Genomic DNA, 18,062 nt, shown 5'->3' on the forward strand with positions numbered 1-18,062 from the left:
CTTAGAATTTAAAATTGTAGGTTACACTTGGAACTAAACCGAAAATTGACATTTTTTCAGCTTCATTTTTCCCTCGAATATCTTCATTTTCTCTGAATGAAATAGAAGCTGCATTGTGTCTACTGTATAAGTTGTAGATTCCAAATACCCATTCGCCTTTCCAACGTTTCGTTGAATTTGGATTTGGCGTATAGGTAGCCGATACGTCTAAATGGTGATATGCAGGCATGTTGTTGGCGTAACGATCGCCAAATTTAGGTACGCGTAAGCCTAAGTATTCATATTGTCCTTCGGGATAGGTAATCGGACGACCTGATTGTAGGGTAAAACTAGCGCCAAAGGTCCATTTAGGGTTTAACTCATAGATAGCAGTAACCGATAAATCGTGTAGCTTGTCATACGAGGCTCTATACCAATCTCCGTTGTTTATCCCCGGTTCAAATGCAGTTCTACCTGGTGTGCGTTGTTCTGCTCTTGATAAAGTATAAGCAACCCATCCTGTTAATTTACCTAAGTTTTTGCGGAAGAGTACTTCTAATCCATAGGCTCTCGCTTCTCCATTAAGGATAACGCGTTCAATAGCTTCATTTCCTACTAATTGTGCGCCATCGATGTAATCGATGCTGTTTTTTACCTTTTTATAAAATACTTCTGTTTCTAAACTGTACATCCCGTCCGAAAAGTTCTGGAAATACCCTAAAGCTACCTGATCTGCTAGTTCTGGATCGGTATACTTGCCACTAGGTGTCCAAATATCTAAAGGTGTAGGAGCCGATGTGTTTGACATTAAGTGAATGTATTGGGTCATTCTATTGTAACTCGCCTTGATGGATTGGTTGTCGTTTAGGATATAAGCAATACCAATTCGAGGTTCGAGGTTATTGAATTGTTCAATCGATTTATTTTTCTTATAATAGGTAGTTTCTAAGATGTCAGCCATTTTGTATACCCCTAATTGTCGATCATACTCTACGGGTTGATTGTTGGCATAGCTATGTTCGATTCCCTTGCCTTTAGCATTGAAGTGAGAGAAACGCAACCCATAGTTGACGCTAATATGTTGGCCAAAATTTTGTTCTGCTTCAACGTAAACACTGCTTTCGGAAGCATATTTATTATCTATTTTCTTGTAGTTAATAGAGGAATCGCTCTTTGTTGGTTTGATCGTTCCAGGATAAAAGATATATTCTGTATGGCCAACTCCATAGCGCAACTGTAAAGCAGGGTTTATATCGTGTAAGAAATCGTATTTTAATTGGGTGCTTTTAATGCCATTAACCCAATTGAAACCAACCAAGTCCAAATCTAGATCATAGGTATAGTGGCTGGTAGATAAGGACAAGGTTCCTGTTAGATTATCGTTGTATAAAGTTTGCCATTCTAAAGTAGCAGCAAGGTTGCCAAAGCTGTTTTTCATTAGATCGGTAAAACTAAATACATCCTTTCCGTAATACCCAGAAAAATTGATTTTATTCTTTTTATTGATATCAAAACTAAACTTTGTATTGATATCATAGAAATAAGCCGAGTTTTTTTCTTCTGATAATTTCATGAATAAATGGGCATAGGATCCACGACCAGCAACTAAAAAAGAAGATTTTCCTTTTTGAATGGGTCCTTGTGCGAGTAAACGACTGGAAATCACGCCAATTCCACCTTCAAAAGTATAATCCTCCTTATTTCCTTCCTTTTGAAATACCTCTAAAACAGAAGAAGCTCTTCCCCCAAAACGAGCGGGAATCCCTCCTTTATACAGTTTTAAATCGCGAATAGCATCTGAATTAAAAACAGAGAAAAAACCAAAAAGGTGAGAAGAACTATAAACACTAGCATTATCTAATAATACCAAATTTTGTCCTGCACTTCCTCCGCGAACATTAAATCCAGCCGCACCTTCTCCTGCATTGGTCACACCAGGTAATTGAAGAATGGATTTTAAAATGTCGGATTCCCCTAGTACAACCGGCATCTTCTTTATTTCTTCTGTAGTCAGTTTGTTGACACTCATTTCTGGTTTTCGAATGTCAGCTTTCTTTTTATTCTGTACAATAACTACTTCAGAAAGCTCTGAGGTATCCGTTTTTAATACAAAATCAAGGCTTTGGTTTTTAGTTAGATTGATTTTGGAGAATTTATCCGTATAACCAATATAGGATATTTTTAAGGTATAGGTTCCTTCTTTTAATTCTATTGAGTACTGTCCTTTTTCATTGGTAATCACACCATTGTTGATTTCATCAATGTAAAGGGTTGCACCAATTAAAGGTTCATGATTGTCTTTTATTGTACCTTGTAAAAGATAGGTCGTCTGACCTTTCATCCCCATAGAGATAAAGAACAGTAAACACGAAAGAAATACAGTTCGGAGTTGACAATGTAGCATTTTTTAGTAGTATAAATTTATTTAAGCACGAAAGTAACCAAGTTTTAGTATTATTTAAGAATTGAAACGATAAAAGATGTACTTTATTATCTTAATGGTTTTTATATAAGTTTTTTGCAGTCAATAGGCTGTATTAAGTATCTTTAGTCCTTAAATGTATTGAAATGTGGAGATGGTATTCTAATATATGGTATCGAAATATCTTTGGGCTTCTAACGCTGTGTTTGATTTTTGGATTTCTTCAATATACGGGTCTTGGCAATAAAAGTATCAAAGAGGTACTGGTAGAAATGATTCCTGCAATAGCATTGATCTATTTTTTGATTTACATCAATAATGTATATATCATCAAGCGTTTTTTGCTAACGAAAAAATATGATTCTTTTTTATTGTGGTTTTTGATCTATCTGGTTTTTGGTGTGTTTTGTTTGAGTCAATATGCCTTGTATATTGGCGAATTCAAGTCTTTGATCATAGAGGTAATCAATACCTTATTTTTTACTATTTTGGGCACGGGAACCTATTTTATTCACCAATGGGCTTTTCAAAATATTACACTTCGTGAACGAAAACTAGCAAATACAGTGGCAGAGTTGGAGTTTTTAAAAATGCAATTAAATCCGCATTTTCTATTGAATGCCATGAATAATTTATATGGGGAGGCACTTACAAATCCTTCAGACACGCCCAATCGAATCTTGCAATTGTCTCATTTGTTTCGCTATCAAATTGAAGCAAGTAAAAAGGAAGAGGTGCGTTTGGAATTAGAAATTGATTTTGTCAATGAATACCTGGATTACTATAAATTCACAAGTGATTCTTTGGTTGTTGATATTGCATATCAAGGAGATTTAGAAGCGTATAATGTACCTCCACTTTTGTTTTTTAGTTTGGTTGAAAATGCCGTAAAGTTTAGTTTACAGACAGAAAATCCCTTTATTGCCCTTCATTGGAAAGAAGAGAATGGAAAGGTGTATTTTGAGATAACTAATAGTTGTCTCCCTAAAGACAGACAACGAAAAGGAACAGGTTTAGGATTGAGTAATTTACAAAGACGATTGGAAGTATCTCAGGTACAAGCTAAATTTAAAGTTGAAGAATGCAAAAATATATACAAAGCTAAACTTATATTATGGGGATTAAATACAAATGTTTAATAGTTGATGACGAAAAACCAGCACATCAAGTATTAATTAGTCATATCAATCAATGTGAGGAGTTGGAATGTGTAGGTAGTGTTTTTTCTGGTAAAGAGGCCTTGGTATTTCTGCAAAAGAATGAAGTGAATATTTTATTGTTAGATATCAATATGCCTTTGATTTCTGGTTTGGAGTTTTTGGATATGTTAACGGTGAAACCAATTACAATTATAACTACAGCTTATTCTGATTTTGCCTTAGAATCGTATGAAAAAGATGCCGTTGATTATTTGTTAAAACCCATTTCTTTTAGCAAGTTTGTAAAGGCAATTGAAAAAGCTAAAATATTTTGTAAGAATAAAAGTGAGTTAACTGCTGAAATTAAATATAACATACTTAAAATTAAGGAAGATGGAATAGAAGTTCTTATTGATATGGATGAAATTCTATTTATTGAAAGTGCAGGAAATTATATTAAAATTTTCGTTGAGAACCGCAATAAGAGTTATTTTGTCTATGGATCTTTAATTAGTATAAAAACAGAATTATCCGATTACTTTATACAAGTACATCGTTCCTATATTGTCAATCGCAAGCAAATTAGGAAAAAAGAATTGGGCAAAGTAACCTTGTATGCTAATATTGAAATACCTGTTGGAAGAAAATATCAAATTTTAATTGAATAGTAAGGTAATAAGAGCGCTACCATACTTTAATAGTACTGAATCTAGTTCCTTTATATTTTTCCAATACATAAGAAGTACTTCTTCTTTTTTTTAGTTTGCGTTGTGTTAGCAGGCTAAGGGTAAAACAAGAAAAGGCAACTACTAGGGATTCAATTTTTAAAGTTTGGTTATCTAATAATTGATCAATAGTTTGAACGACTACGATCATCCCAATGACCAGTAATAAGAAGGATATACGCTTCAATAAAGCGATTGAAAAACGATTCATACTACCTATATTTGAATTTAACTGACTTAAATATAGTGAATTATGTTGTTTTATCAAAAAAATAGTGCAAAGGATATTTATAAAATAGAAAAAGTCTGTCGATTTTCGACAGACTTTTTTTTATTGGATTTTTTTATAAGCTTATAGGTGGATAACTTCTCCATATGCATCCGCAACAGCTTCCATTACCGCTTCACTCATTGTAGGGTGAGGGTGAACCGCTTTTAAGATTTCATATCCTGTAGTTTCTAATTTACGAGCTACAACTGCTTCAGCAATCATATCTGTAACACCAGCACCAATCATGTGACAGCCTAACCATTCTCCGTATTTGGCATCGAAAATTACTTTTACGAATCCATCAGGTGTACCACTTGCTTGTGCTTTTCCAGAAGCAGAGAAAGGGAATTTACCAACTTTGATTTCATAACCCGCTTCGATTGCTTTTTTCTCTGTTAAACCAACAGAAGCAATTTCTGGTGTCGCATACGTACATCCTGGAATATTACCGTAATCTAAAGGTTCAACATGGTGGCCTGCAATTTTTTCAACACACAAAATTCCTTCTGCAGAAGCAACGTGTGCTAAAGCCTGTCCAGGAACAACATCTCCAATTGCATAGTATCCAGGGATATTCGTTTGGTAGAAATCATTAACTAAGATTTTATCTCTATCTGTAGCAATTCCCACTTCTTCTAATCCGATATTTTCAATATTTGTTTTGATACCAACCGCTGATAAAACGATATCTGCCTCAATGATTTCTTCTCCTTTAGCAGTTTTTACTGTAGCTCTTACACCTTCTCCAGTTGTGTCTACTTTTTCTACTGAAGCATTTGTCATCACTTTGATTCCCGCTTTTTTCAATGAACGCTCGAATTGTTTAGAGATATCTTCATCCTCAACAGGAACGATATTTGGCATAAACTCTACAACCGTTACATCTGTACCCATTGCATTATAGAAATAAGCAAACTCAACACCAATGGCACCTGAACCCACTACAATCATTTTCTTTGGTTGTTGTGTTAAAGTTAAGGCTTGACGGTATCCGATAACTTTTACACCATCTTGTGGTAAATTTGGCAATTCTCTAGAACGAGCTCCTGTTGCAATGATAATATGATCCGCACTATATTCAGTTACTTTTCCTTCTTTATCAGTTACATCAATTTTTTTACCTGGTTTTACTTTTCCAAATCCATCGATAACTTCGATTTTGTTCTTCTTCATTAAGAATTGAACACCTTTGCTCATTCCAGCAGCAACTCCACGTGAACGTGCTACAACTGCGTCGAAATCTTTATCAACTTCGCCATTAATTGTCAATCCATAATCAGAAGCATGTTTCAAGTAGTCAAATACTTGTGCTGATTTTAGAAGTGCTTTAGTAGGAATACATCCCCAATTTAAGCAAATACCTCCTAAGTTTTCTCTTTCAACTACTGCTACTTTAAAGCCTAATTGAGATGCTCTGATTGCAGTAACGTAACCTCCAGGGCCACTTCCTAAAACAATAATATCGAATTTCATATGTATGTATTTCTATATTTTACGCTACGAAAATAATCAATTATTTCCGTTCCTGAAACTTTCGGTTTGAAAAGTTGATTTACAGAAAATTAAAGAATTGTAAATTCAAGGTATTTGTGTAAGAGTTTTAGAACAATATTGTTAAGTAATGCTTGGAAATACTATGATTTTTTCACGTTTTGCTCTTTTTTAGTACAAATAAAAACGTGAGATTAAGTTAGTAATCTTGCGATCGGATGAACACGACTCTAAATAGAATTGAGAATTACCAGTAGCCTAGGAATTTCCACCATAAACTACCAATCGTTATCCAAATGAATAAATTGACAACACTAAGGATAAAGCCAACTTTCCACCATTCAGTTAGGGTGGTGTAACCTGCACCGAATATAATAGGGGCGGTACCTGTACCATAATGCGTTAAGGACATCATTAATGAGGAAGACGAGCCTAATAAAAGCCCCAATAGTATGGGAGGTGCGCCTAAAGCAATACCTGCGGCAAAAAAGGCGGCAAACATAGCTGTTATATGAGCGGTTGTACTAGCAAAAAAGTAATGAGAATAAACATAAACAAGTAAAAGAATGAGCGTACCTACCACCCAACTTACCCCTAAGTGATTGATTCCCGCACCAACAGTTTGCGCAAGCCACGAAACCAAACCTAATTTACCTAAAAAACTGGCCATCATTACAAGTGCGGCAAACCAAACAATCGTATCCCAAGCGCCTTTATTTTTTAGAATATCATCCCACGTAAGTACACCTGTGGCTAGTAAAATGGATAAACCGATAAAGGCGCCCGTTGTGGGTTGTATGATAAAAAGATCCCCAAATAGTAGAGCGGGAACACCTGCCCACATTAATAACAAGAGAATAAATACTCCCAAAGTGATTTTTTCAGGCAATGAAAAGGCTTTTAATTCTTTTAGTTGAGCCTTGGCAAATAGAGGTGCATCGGGGGTTTCTTTAATCTCTGGAGGACATATTTTGTAGATAACTAAGGGCATAAGGAGTAAAGAAATAATAGCAGGCACAAAGGCAGCTACCGCCCACATCCCCCAAGATAGCTGAAAATTTGAATCTGTTCCTTCATAAATTAGGCTAACAATTAGAGGATTGGGAGCCGTTGCCGTAATAAACATAGCAGAAGTAATCGGATTGGTATTGTAATTGACTAAAGCCAAATAACGACCAATACGCTTTCTCAAGGCAGGGGTAGGACTCGAACCAAAGCTTTCGGATATGGAACGCATAATAGGATAGATAATTCCTCCTCCACGAGCCGTATTGCTTGGTGTAACGGGAGCTAATATTGTTTCTGCAAAAGCAAGGGCGTAAGCAATACCCAAGGTTTTTTTGCCAAATAACGAAATTAAAAAATAACCTATTCGCGCGCCTAATCCTGTTTTACATAAACTAATGGAAATCATAATTGAAATTCCAATAAGCCAAATTAAGTCATTGGAAAAACCACTTAACGCATCGACTAAGGCAGCCTTAGAGTTGCCAGGATTGGTTACGCCCGTTACAGCAACTAAGGCAATGGCTCCAATTGATACAGCTCCAATCGGAAGTGCTTTTCCAATAATTGCAGCGATAGTACCCACAAACAAGGCTAATAAATGCCAGGCATTGGGATCTACTCCTTCTGGTACCGGAATAAAAAACCAAATACTAATAGTTAGTAATACAGCAATTGTAGTGGGGATAGGTTTGATAGGTTCTAATGTATAAGCCATCTTCAATCATTTTGAGTAGTAATGAGGTAAGATGCTTTTAAATCAAGCTAATAAAGCAGCGTTTACAGCTTAGTATTTAATATCTTATCCCTTCTTATGTATCATTCAATAAATAGACCAAACTATATTTTTTTGAAAGTTTTTTTTGAATTTTTAATCTTTTAGGATGGATGATAGAGGGAAATAAAAAAGAGGTTTACTTTCATTGAAAAAAGCAAACCTCTTTGTATGGGATTGAAGGGATATTAAGCCGATTCTACAACTTTAAATTGGGATTCATATAAATTTCTATAATACCCATTTTCATAGGTCAATAGTTCTTGATGGGTTCCCTTTTCTACGATATTTCCTTGATCCATAACGACAATTACATCGGCATTTACAATGGTTGCTAAACGATGGGCAATGATAATTGACGTTTGATTGTGGGTTAGGTAGTCGGTTGCTTTTTGTAGCAATTCTTCAGAATGCGAATCTATAGAAGACGTTGCTTCATCGAGAATTAAAATACTCGGTTTACTTACATAAGCACGTAAAAAGGCGATTAATTGTCTTTGTCCAGATGAAAGCATAACGCCCCGTTCTTTTACATCATAATCATATCCCCCTGGTAAATTAACAATGAAATCGTGAATGCCAATTTTCTTAGCCGATTCAATAACAAATTCTCGGGAGATTGCTGGATTATGTAACGTAATATTATTTAATATACTGTCACTGAACAAGAAAACATCTTGCAATACAATGGCAATTTGATGGCGTAAAGAGGCCAATTCAAAATCGTGAATATCAATATTGTCAATTTTTATTTCCCCTGAATTGATATCATAAAAGCGATTTAATAAGTTGATAATCGTTGATTTACCAGCGCCGGATGATCCGACAATCGCGACTGTTTGTCCAGCTTTTATTTCTAAATTTACGCCCTTTAATACTTCAACGCCAGGGATATAACTAAAATGAACATTTTTTAAGCTTATATCTCCTCGGAAGGAAGGAGCCTGAACGGTTCCATTATTTTCAATCGTCTCATCCATTTCCAATACCTCAAAAACGCGCTCAGCAGCAATGATCCCCATTTGCATAACATTGAACTTATCTGCAATTTGGCGCAAAGGATTAAATAGCATACTGATTAGCATCGTATAAGCAAATAAATCACCAAAAGTGGTTAGATTATCTCCGTTTACGATAGACATCCCTCCATACCAAATAACAAGCCCTAAGGTTAGAGATGAAACAATATCTGCAATTGGAAAGAAAATGGAATTGTATAAAATATTTTTTAACCACGCTTGGTTGTGTTTTTCATTGATCTCTTTAAATTTCTCATATTCAATTTCTTCGCGCGTAAATAATTGGACAATTTTCATTCCTGAGATGCGTTCTTGCACAAAGGTATTCAGATTGGCAATTTGTGCGCGAACCTCTTGAAAAGCGTCTTTCATTTTAATTTGAAAGATGCGGGTAGCATAGAGTAAAATAGGCATCGCCAGTAAAACAATACAACTCAATTTCCAGTTCATGTAAAACATAATACCTAAAACAACAACCATTTTTAATAAGTCGCTGACAATCATAAATAATCCTTGACTAAAGATACTTGCAATAGATTCAATATCCGAAACAGAGCGTGTAACTAATTTACCTACGGGTTCGTTATCAAAATAACGCATGCGAAAAGAAATGAATTTTTTGAATAAATTCTCACGAATATCTTTGACAATATCCTGCCCCAACCAACTGGCCCAATACGTAAAAAGAAACTGAAAAGTTACTTCCAAAATAAGTACAATAGCCATTAGTCCAACATAGATTAATAAACCTGTTTGGTCTTGAGGCTGTACGTAGCTATTTACCGTTTCTTTTACCATATACGGACGTGCCGCTGCAAAAATGGATAGCGCAATCGCAAAGAATACAACCCAACGAAATCTATTTTTGTAAGGTTTGGCGTAGGCTAAGGTTTTGCGTAAGGATATAGAGTTTAATTTTTTCATAAATATGGGTAACCTACTTGTGTTAAAAATAAGCCTTTTCCGGGAACTGAAAAACCAGCTTGTCCACGGTCTTTGCTTTCGATGATTGTTCTAAAATCATCCAATGTAATTTTGTTTAAACCAACGTTGATTAAGGTGCCAACAATCGCTCGTACCATATTGCGCAAAAAGCGATTTGCAGCGATGGTAAAAACCAATTGATTGTCGTTTAAAATGGTCCATTCAGCTTTGTAAATGGTACAGTTAAACGTAAAGACATCGGTATGTGTTTTTGAAAAACACTCAAAATCTTCATAGTCAAATAAGAGTTGAGCCGCCTGATTCATCAAAGCGATATCCAATGGACGATGATGATAATAGCTTAAAGGATGTGCAAACGCGTCTTTAAACAAATGGAGATGATATTCATATGTTCGAGAGGTTGCATCAAATCTAGCATGGGCTTCAGTATCTACCTCATGAAACTGATAAACAACAATATCCGGAGGTAAAAATGAATTCATTTTTTGTATCAAAGCGGTTTTGTTCAATGGTTGATCATAATCAAAATGAGCAAACATTTGCTTTGCATGTACCCCTGCATCAGTTCTTCCTGCACCAACTAGTTCAATGGATTGGCGTAATAAAGTCGAAATAGCCTCAGTTAAAGTTTGCTGTACAGTAGGTGCATTCGGTTGTAATTGCCAACCGTGATAATTTGTACCGTTATAAGCAAATTCGATAAAGTATCTCAAAATAAATTCAGTTTTTAGGAGTACAAATATACTTTAAAAATAAAGAGATAGGGCAGGATAAAAGCTAAAAATGATAGCATTCTGTTTTTGAAGTCTTTGTTTTTATATTGAAATCAAAGACTTCAAAAAGAAGTTTAAACGAAGGGATTTAAAACAAAATAAGCACCTAATACAAGGAAATAGTTTTATTTTTACTTTTTGAAAATGAATGATATCATGAGAAAGATAAAAATACTTGCCTTAGCCCTAATCTTCGGTGGAATGGGGGTAAAAGCCCAAGCCCAAGATTTTGATTCGTATTTTGAAGATAAAACCCTGCGATTGGATTATATTTTTGGAGGAAATGCAGATCAACAGTTTATTATGCTAGATGAATTGGTTCGTTATCCAACATGGGCTGGAAGAAAACACCATTTAGGAGAAAATGCTTTGCGAGGCAATGGACAAGTTCGTTTATACGATGAATCAACCCAGCAATTGATTTATACAACGAGTTTTAGTACGCTATTTCAAGAATGGCTATCAACGGAAGAAGCAACCAAAACTACAAAGAGTTTCGAAAATGTTTTTTTAGTTCCTTTTCCCAAACAAAAAACGCGAATAGAAGTCGTTTTATTTGATGAACAAGGCAAGGAAAAAAGTACCTTTTCTCATTGGGTTCAACCCAATGATATTTTGATTCACGATAAGGGAATCCAAGCGATAACCCCTCATGAATACATTTATCGTGCGCAAGACAATCAAAAAGCAATTAATGTGGTTTTAGTAGCAGAAGGCTATACCGACGAAGAGATGGATCAATTCATGCAAGCAGCGAGTGTATCGGTAGGGGAAATACTAAAACATCAACCTTTCGAAAAGTTTAAAGCGCATTTTAACTTTATTGCTGTGAAGAGTAGTTCTAAAGATTCAGGTGTCAGTGTACCAAGAACAGGAGAGTGGAAAAAAACAGCGGTAGAATCGAACTTTGATACTTTTTATTCACAGCGTTATTTAACGACTAATCGCTTAAAAAAAGTACATGATCTTTTAGCGGGAATTCCCTATGAGCACATTATTATTTTAGCGAATACAAACGTTTATGGAGGAGGGGGAATATACAATTCATACACGTTAACGACCACAGGCCACCCCGATTTTAAACCCGTGGTGGTGCATGAATTTGGTCATAGTTTTGCAGGGTTAGCGGATGAATATTTTTACGAACAAGATGTATTAAGTGATTTTATTTCCAAGCAAACAGAGCCTTGGGAAAAAAATATTACCACATTAAAGGATTTTGATTCAAAATGGAAAAGTCAATTGAAAAAAGGGACACCAATTCCAACACCGCTGAATCAAGCTAAAAAATATCCAATCGGTGTGTATGAAGGTTTGCCAGGTAATGGAATTTATAAAGGAGAATTAGAATGTCGTATGCGTACCAATCAATACGATGCGTTTTGTTCGATATGTCAAGGAGCGATAGAATCATTAATTCACTTTTATATCGATTAAGTATTGTTGAATAATAAGAAGGATAAAGATTGAAAAAAATACTATTGTTGTCGGATACACATAGTTGTATCGATGAAGCTATGTTGAAATACATCAAACAAGCAGATGAGGTTTGGCATGCAGGAGATATAGGGAGTCTTCAAGTAACAGATGAAATTAAAAAACACAAACCTTTGCGTGCCGTATATGGCAATATTGACGATGCAGAAGCAAGGTTGGAATTTCCGGAAGAACAAGTATTTGTTTGTGAAGGGATGAAGGTGTATATGATTCACATTGGAGGTTATCCTGGCAAGTACAAAACCCAAGTACAAAATCAATTGTTGAAAGAGAAACCCAGTTTGTATATCTGTGGACATTCTCATATTTTGAAAGTACAATATGATTCCCAATATGAGGTATTGCATTTAAATCCAGGTGCGGCGGGGATTAGCGGTTTTCATCAGGTACGAACGATGTTGCGTTTTGTACTGGATCAAGGAACGATCAAAGAGTTGGAAATTATAGAATGGCCTAAACACAAAAAAACCGAACAATTTTAATTGTTCGGTTTTTTTTACGCACTAATAAACTAAGATGTTAGGTTTATCGCAAACGATCCACAGATTTTACAAGATCTTCATCCTTTTTGATGGCTCTGTTTGCTAATACTAGCAACAGGATAGAAACAACAGGGAGGAACATCCCAATACCTTTCTCAGAAACGATTTCTGACGCTTCTCCAGATACAGTTAGTGTTCGATAAATAAATAATCCTAATAGTATAACGTTTAATATCATATTCAGTCTGTTGCAAACAAACTGTCGTTGTCTATTTTTATAATTCAGAATACTCACCACGGCTAAAGCTGTACAGACACCAAAAAGGATAGTAAAGCTAGGAATAAACATAAAGTAAACTTCCTCTTGTTGTACGTTGTACCATAATGGAAATACAAAGGGCAATACGCCTAACACGATAAGGGCTAGAATCATATATACGGTTTGAATTCGCTGTAGCATGATGATTAAATTTCTGTAACTCTCACAAAAGTAAGGTTTCTTTTTTAGAAAAACCTATTAAATATTAAAAATAATTCGTATTATTGCAACAGTTATGTCGTAAGTACTTCATAATACGACACTTCTACTAACAAAAATTCCATTCTTGTTTTTAAAACACAACTCATTTATTTATAATCTATAAACATTTATATGTTTGACATTTCCCAATTAGAAAAAATGAAGGTTTCTGACCTTCAGGAGATCGCAAAAAAGGCTAATCTGACTAAGGTGTCGACTTTGAAAAAAGGAGAGTTAATTGAGCAAATTCTGAAGCTTCAAACTCCCAAAGAAGTTAAAGTTAAAATGACAAAACCTGTTGCGCAAAAAGAAAAAGAGGTTCAAGCTGAAGTAGTGCAACCAGTACCAGTCGAAGCTTCAACAGCGGAAAAAACAAAACGTCCAAGACTAGCTAAACAAGCATCGGAAGTTGGTGCAATACCAATGGAAGGGAAACAACAAAATAAGTTGGATGCTACAAGAAATAGGCCTATTGAATCTTTAAGAGAAGAGCCAACAGAAGATAGCGATTTAGCGAAAGAGGATCCAACTAATTCTCGTGAAAATCGAAAAGATTTTACACAAAAAAATAAGAATGACAACACGAAGCGCGAATTTCCAAAACGCGACTTTAAAAATAATAAAAAGCAGCAAGGTCAAGGGGATGAACAACGCCAACCGGTTGCTAATACTACTACAAAAAGCGAAACTGAGCCTTCAGTTGTAAGCGAAAAGCCTGTGGTTGAACAAGAAAATAAAAAACAACACCACAATCAGCAAGGCAATAAAAATCAACAGAGAAATCAAAACCAATCCAATAACGCACAACAAAAAAATAATTTCAGAGAACCTGATTATGAGTTCGATGGAATTATTGAAAGCGAAGGTGTTTTGGAGATGATGCCTGATGGTTATGGTTTCTTGCGTTCTGCGGATTATAATTATTTATCATCTCCGGATGATATTTATTTATCTCAGTCGCAAATACGCCTTTTTGGATTAAAAACAGGAGATACGGTAAAAGGGGTGGTTCGCCCTCCAAAAGAAGGTGAAAAGTTTTTCCCTTTAGTAAAGGTTTTGAAAATTAATGGACATGATCCACAAAGCGTGAGAGATCGCGTTTCTTTTGAGCATTTGACGCCCATTTTTCCAACAGAAAAATTCAAATTAGACGGATACAGAAGTACAACTTCAACGCGTATTATGGATATGTTTGCCCCTATAGGTAAAGGACAACGTGGTATGATTGTTGCCCAGCCTAAAACAGGGAAAACGATGTTGTTAAAAGATGTAGCCAATGCGATTGCCGCAAATCATCCGGAAGTATATTTGATTGTTTTATTGATTGATGAACGTCCAGAGGAGGTAACAGATATGCAACGCAGTGTTCGAGCAGAAGTAATTGCATCCACATTTGATGAACCAGCAGAACGCCACGTGAAAGTAGCTAATATTGTTTTAGAAAAAGCAAAGCGCTTGGTTGAATGTGGTCATGATGTAGTGATTTTATTAGATTCTATTACCCGTTTAGCTCGTGCTTATAATACCGTACAGCCTGCTTCAGGAAAAGTATTGAGTGGAGGGGTAGATGCCAATGCTTTACAAAAGCCAAAGCGCTTTTTTGGAGCAGCGCGTAACATCGAAAATGGAGGATCATTGAGTATTATCGCTACCGCTTTAGTAGATACAGGTTCTAAAATGGATGAGGTTATTTTTGAAGAGTTTAAAGGTACGGGTAATATGGAGCTTCAATTGGATAGAAAATTGTCGAATAAACGTATTTACCCTGCTATTGACATCACTTCTTCAAGTACACGTCGCGATGATGAATTGTTAGATAGAGATGCTTTACAACGTACATGGACGGTTCGTAAAGTAATGGATGATATGAATTCGATTGAGGCAATGACCTCTATTATCGATTCAATCAAAAATACCAGAAATAACGAAGAGTTTTTTGCAAAGATTCAAGGATAATTAGTGATTTTGAATATAAGTAGAAAGAGATAGTTCAACCGTGGACTATCTCTTTTTTATTTTTTTATGTGATAGTAAAAAGATAGTTGCTATTTTTGCGCCATATATCTTTTAGATAGAAGATTTGAAATGATAAAATTTGCGCTTATTTTACTTGTTTTGTTGCTGGACTACTTGGTATACCGCTATGGTAAACGCCTGTCATTCCAACAGAAAGTAGTGAAAATCAAAGGGAGATCTTTGAAAAATACCTTTGCTGAAAAAAGAGCACAACTCCAAGAAAAGACCAAACAATTAGAAAAGGAAATTAAAGAGGAAGAAGATGACTTTGATGATTTTATTGACAAAGAAACCTTTAATTTCTTACTAGCGGGTGCTATAGCTACCTTTTTATTTTTAATCATTGGGTTATTTACGGGAAATCCACTTTATTTTTATTTGCTTATTTTTTTGATTACTACGTTGGTTTATGTGTATTATAGAAAAATGCAATAAACAGACTCTCTTTTTGAGGTAAATTCGAATTGAATTCACATCAAAATAAATCTAAATAGGTAGTTTAATTTTCATTTTTAAGTAATGTACAGTATTAGATTCTTCCATTTAAGCTAATAAAAAAAAGCTTATCAGTAAGAAAGAATCAATAGTTAATTCTCTTTCCAATAAGCTTTTTAAATACAAATTTGCATAAGGATACTTCCCTATACGATATGTAATTGATTAGTTAGCTTTTTTGTAAATTTTTAAATAGTGAGATAAGATGAAATAAACCTCTAGTTTTAAGTTAATGAAAATCAAATAGATAGGTTAGGTGATGCTTTTATTTTAGTATAATGTGTAGTTTTTGTACATTTTAATGGATGAGTATGCACGTAAATGAGTAGACAATATCTGTTTTTATAGAAAAAAATGAGTGATGCTTTTTTATATAGTTTAACTGTATGATTTGTTAAAGGTATTTTATAAATTTTTTAACATTGTTTTTTTTATTAAGTTTAATTAACCAATTAAATTTTAATTTTATGAAAAAAATGTTAGTATTAATAGTGTCGTTGATGCTATTTAGTTGTAGTAGTGATTCGGTTAATGAATCAAATGCTAAAAAAGATAATTCGAGTGTCAATACAATTTTAGTTGCAGATGTAGGGCAAGCACGATTAGATTTTGAAAAAAATTATCGCATGTATATGTTTGGTAAAGATTCTATGACAAAAGAAGAATTTGTAGAGAAATTATATCAATACGCTTATAATTACTTGAAAGCTTTAGGTATAGCTCCTCCGTTAAATAAAGAGGAAACAGTAGGGATGGCTTTTGCTAATTATTATGAAATGAATTCAGTGTCTTCTTCTGGGAAAATGGGAATAGCTAGATCTATTGAAATTATCAATAATACACAGTATGATTTGCAGATTCCAGCCTTAATTGCTGTAGTGACTGATACAAATACAATGTTTGACTATTTACATATTACTGATTATATACGCATTACTCCTAATCATTCATTTGCGTTACAACAAATAAATAATAGATTTGATTTTCCATTTTGTTCTCCAACTCATACAATAGCATGGCATAATTATCATCGTCCTCTTCCGCCTGCATTGAATGTTCCTTGTGGTGATGTTTCAAATCTTTCAAATGTTGCTGCAGCTACTAACTTTATGTATATGCCTTTGTTTAAGACCAATTTCCTTTATGCTAATACTGAAAATACAACTGGGTTGAGCGGGGGATATGATCCTGTAGCGCGTAATGAGAGTCGTCATATAATTAACATCGGTGAAATCACTCGTATACCTGTTGGAACAATGTCATATTATGGGGAACAAATGTTGGTGTCAGAAGTTGCTTTAATTCTTGGTGGTACTGATGTTCATGTGATTGAAATAAGTATTGAATAAAAGAAATATAAAAAAAGTTCATCTTATGATGAACTTTTTTATGTCTAGATTGAAGTAGAAGATAAAAACTTATAAGTATACTGGCTAGAAACTTTATATATATATAGATTATACTATGTACTTTGATTCATAAGAAAAAAATAAAAAAAACTTTTACGCTAAGCCTCTCTCAGTTAATTAATTAATAAATAGCTCAAAAAAAATATCTATTTTTTCCTTCTTCTAGTTTGGTTTTACCAAATAACACCTTATATTTGCACTCTCAATAAGTAATTGAGGCTCTGTGTTCAACACATTAGGAGTTATAAAAATTAAAAACAAGGCGATGTGGCGCAACTGAATAGCGCATCTGATTACGGCTCAGAAGGTTGCAGGTTTGAATCCTGCCATCGTCACAAAAAAAATCCCATACATTTGTATGGGATTTTTTATTTCTATATTTTTCAGGTAATAGAGATTGAGCTCATAAGGGATCAAGTGTAAAAGTTGTGGATTATAGAAAAAGTATTTTTTTTTGGAGTCACTTTTCCGGTTCGTATGTCACCTCGACGTAGGAGAGGTCGCATCCCTTATGTCATCTTCTACTTATCCGATTGCTAGACAAAAGTTAGGTCAATGTATAGAAATAATTTGATATTTTTTACCCCTTTAGACACATCAAGTACAAATGTTGAATAACCGATGCAATACTTCCTTCGTCAGTATGGTACAGGGTTTGCTTGGTATGCATTCCATAATCAGCCTTAAAAAAAAGTGTTTTTAATTACTAAACCTGAATGAAAGGAAGGAAAAGGATCGCATCCATTATTCTTATTTCTCTGCTTTTACTTTGGATTCATATAAAAGAGGAGAAATAAAAGCAAAGCTTTCCTTTGAGTTTTTTTACTATTTTAAGTGCTTGAAAGCTAGTTGTTACGGTTGAAATAGGTTTGTGAATGGATAAAAATTGTAATATAATTTTGGTATTTATGTATATTTAGCTATATTTGCACCCAGTTAAACAAGAGAATTGCTATGCAGTTGGTGTTTATCACTTGTTTCGATTAAAATCTTGCAGTGGTTACTAAAACAAGGCGATGTGGCGCAACTGAATAGCGCATCTGATTACGGCTCAGAAGGTTGCAGGTTTGAATCCTGCCATCGTCACAAAAAAATCCCA

Annotated in this window: 14 protein-coding genes and 2 tRNA genes; 9 read left to right on the top strand and 7 right to left on the bottom strand. The window is 34.6% G+C overall.

Annotation, left to right across the window (positions count from 1 at the left end; all coding sequences use genetic code 11):
- Position 1 precedes the first annotated feature (1 nt).
- On the bottom strand, positions 2-2,383 hold the full coding sequence (locus ACMHJ2_RS05750) for a TonB-dependent receptor (protein ID WP_413512007.1): 2,382 nt from the start codon (positions 2,381-2,383) through the stop codon (positions 2-4).
- Positions 2,384-2,547: 164 nt separating this feature from the next.
- On the opposite strand from ACMHJ2_RS05750, the gene ACMHJ2_RS05755 reads away from it, so the two are divergent.
- Positions 2,548-3,540: a sensor histidine kinase gene (locus ACMHJ2_RS05755; RefSeq protein WP_413512008.1), complete on the top strand. Its 993-nt coding sequence runs from the start codon at positions 2,548-2,550 to the stop codon at positions 3,538-3,540.
- Positions 3,516-4,208 (top strand): LytR/AlgR family response regulator transcription factor, encoded by a 693-nt coding sequence (locus ACMHJ2_RS05760; protein WP_413512009.1) that lies wholly within the window; start codon positions 3,516-3,518, stop codon positions 4,206-4,208. Before ACMHJ2_RS05755 ends, ACMHJ2_RS05760 begins: the two co-directional genes overlap by 25 nt.
- A gap of 16 nt (positions 4,209-4,224) precedes the next feature.
- Here the strand turns inward: ACMHJ2_RS05760 and ACMHJ2_RS05765 are convergent, their stop codons facing one another.
- From ACMHJ2_RS05765 to truA, 5 genes are all read right to left on the bottom strand, one after another.
- Positions 4,225-4,476, bottom strand: a complete 252-nt coding sequence (locus tag ACMHJ2_RS05765; RefSeq protein ID WP_413512010.1) for a hypothetical protein — start codon at positions 4,474-4,476, stop codon at positions 4,225-4,227.
- Positions 4,477-4,617: 141 nt separating this feature from the next.
- Positions 4,618-6,009, bottom strand: coding sequence for a dihydrolipoyl dehydrogenase (gene lpdA / locus ACMHJ2_RS05770; RefSeq protein WP_413512011.1), 1,392 nt, complete (start codon positions 6,007-6,009; stop codon positions 4,618-4,620).
- 265 nt (positions 6,010-6,274) lie between these two features.
- Complete coding sequence (locus ACMHJ2_RS05775) at positions 6,275-7,750, bottom strand: DASS family sodium-coupled anion symporter (protein ID WP_413512012.1); 1,476 nt, start codon at positions 7,748-7,750, stop codon at positions 6,275-6,277.
- Between the two features lie 245 nt (positions 7,751-7,995).
- Complete coding sequence (locus tag ACMHJ2_RS05780; protein ID WP_413512013.1) at positions 7,996-9,750, bottom strand: ABC transporter ATP-binding protein; 1,755 nt, start codon at positions 9,748-9,750, stop codon at positions 7,996-7,998.
- Positions 9,747-10,484, bottom strand: coding sequence for a tRNA pseudouridine(38-40) synthase TruA (gene truA / locus ACMHJ2_RS05785; protein ID WP_413512014.1), 738 nt, complete (start codon positions 10,482-10,484; stop codon positions 9,747-9,749). Before truA ends, ACMHJ2_RS05780 begins: the two co-directional genes overlap by 4 nt.
- A gap of 216 nt (positions 10,485-10,700) precedes the next feature.
- Between truA and ACMHJ2_RS05790 the strand changes: the two genes are divergently transcribed.
- Both ACMHJ2_RS05790 and ACMHJ2_RS05795 read left to right on the top strand, forming a co-directional pair.
- The gene (locus tag ACMHJ2_RS05790; protein WP_413512015.1) at positions 10,701-11,981 is read left to right on the top strand and encodes a M64 family metallopeptidase; all 1,281 of its coding nucleotides are present in this window, start codon (positions 10,701-10,703) and stop codon (positions 11,979-11,981) included.
- A gap of 29 nt (positions 11,982-12,010) precedes the next feature.
- Positions 12,011-12,523, top strand: coding sequence for a metallophosphoesterase family protein (locus ACMHJ2_RS05795; RefSeq protein ID WP_413512016.1), 513 nt, complete (start codon positions 12,011-12,013; stop codon positions 12,521-12,523).
- Positions 12,524-12,566: 43 nt separating this feature from the next.
- Here the strand turns inward: ACMHJ2_RS05795 and ACMHJ2_RS05800 are convergent, their stop codons facing one another.
- Complete coding sequence (locus ACMHJ2_RS05800; protein WP_413512017.1) at positions 12,567-12,983, bottom strand: DUF4293 domain-containing protein; 417 nt, start codon at positions 12,981-12,983, stop codon at positions 12,567-12,569.
- A 192-nt stretch (positions 12,984-13,175) separates the two neighbouring features.
- On the opposite strand from ACMHJ2_RS05800, the gene rho reads away from it, so the two are divergent.
- From rho to ACMHJ2_RS05825, 5 genes are all read left to right on the top strand, one after another.
- Positions 13,176-14,999 carry a transcription termination factor Rho gene (gene rho / locus ACMHJ2_RS05805; protein ID WP_413512018.1) on the top strand — a complete coding sequence of 608 codons (1,824 nt, stop codon included), beginning with the start codon at positions 13,176-13,178 and terminating at the stop codon, positions 14,997-14,999.
- Between the two features lie 129 nt (positions 15,000-15,128).
- Entirely contained in the window at positions 15,129-15,494 is a 366-nt protein-coding gene (locus ACMHJ2_RS05810) for a hypothetical protein (protein ID WP_413512019.1), read from the top strand.
- A 560-nt stretch (positions 15,495-16,054) separates the two neighbouring features.
- Positions 16,055-16,903: a hypothetical protein gene (locus ACMHJ2_RS05815; RefSeq protein ID WP_413512020.1), complete on the top strand. Its 849-nt coding sequence runs from the start codon at positions 16,055-16,057 to the stop codon at positions 16,901-16,903.
- A 321-nt stretch (positions 16,904-17,224) separates the two neighbouring features.
- A tRNA-Arg gene (locus ACMHJ2_RS05820) sits at positions 17,225-17,298 on the top strand.
- A 677-nt stretch (positions 17,299-17,975) separates the two neighbouring features.
- Positions 17,976-18,049 (top strand) — tRNA-Arg (locus ACMHJ2_RS05825).
- Positions 18,050-18,062 lie beyond the last annotated feature (13 nt).

This window comes from Myroides odoratus (assembly GCF_965118575.1).
Lineage (GTDB): Bacteria > Bacteroidota > Bacteroidia > Flavobacteriales > Flavobacteriaceae > Flavobacterium > Flavobacterium odoratum_B.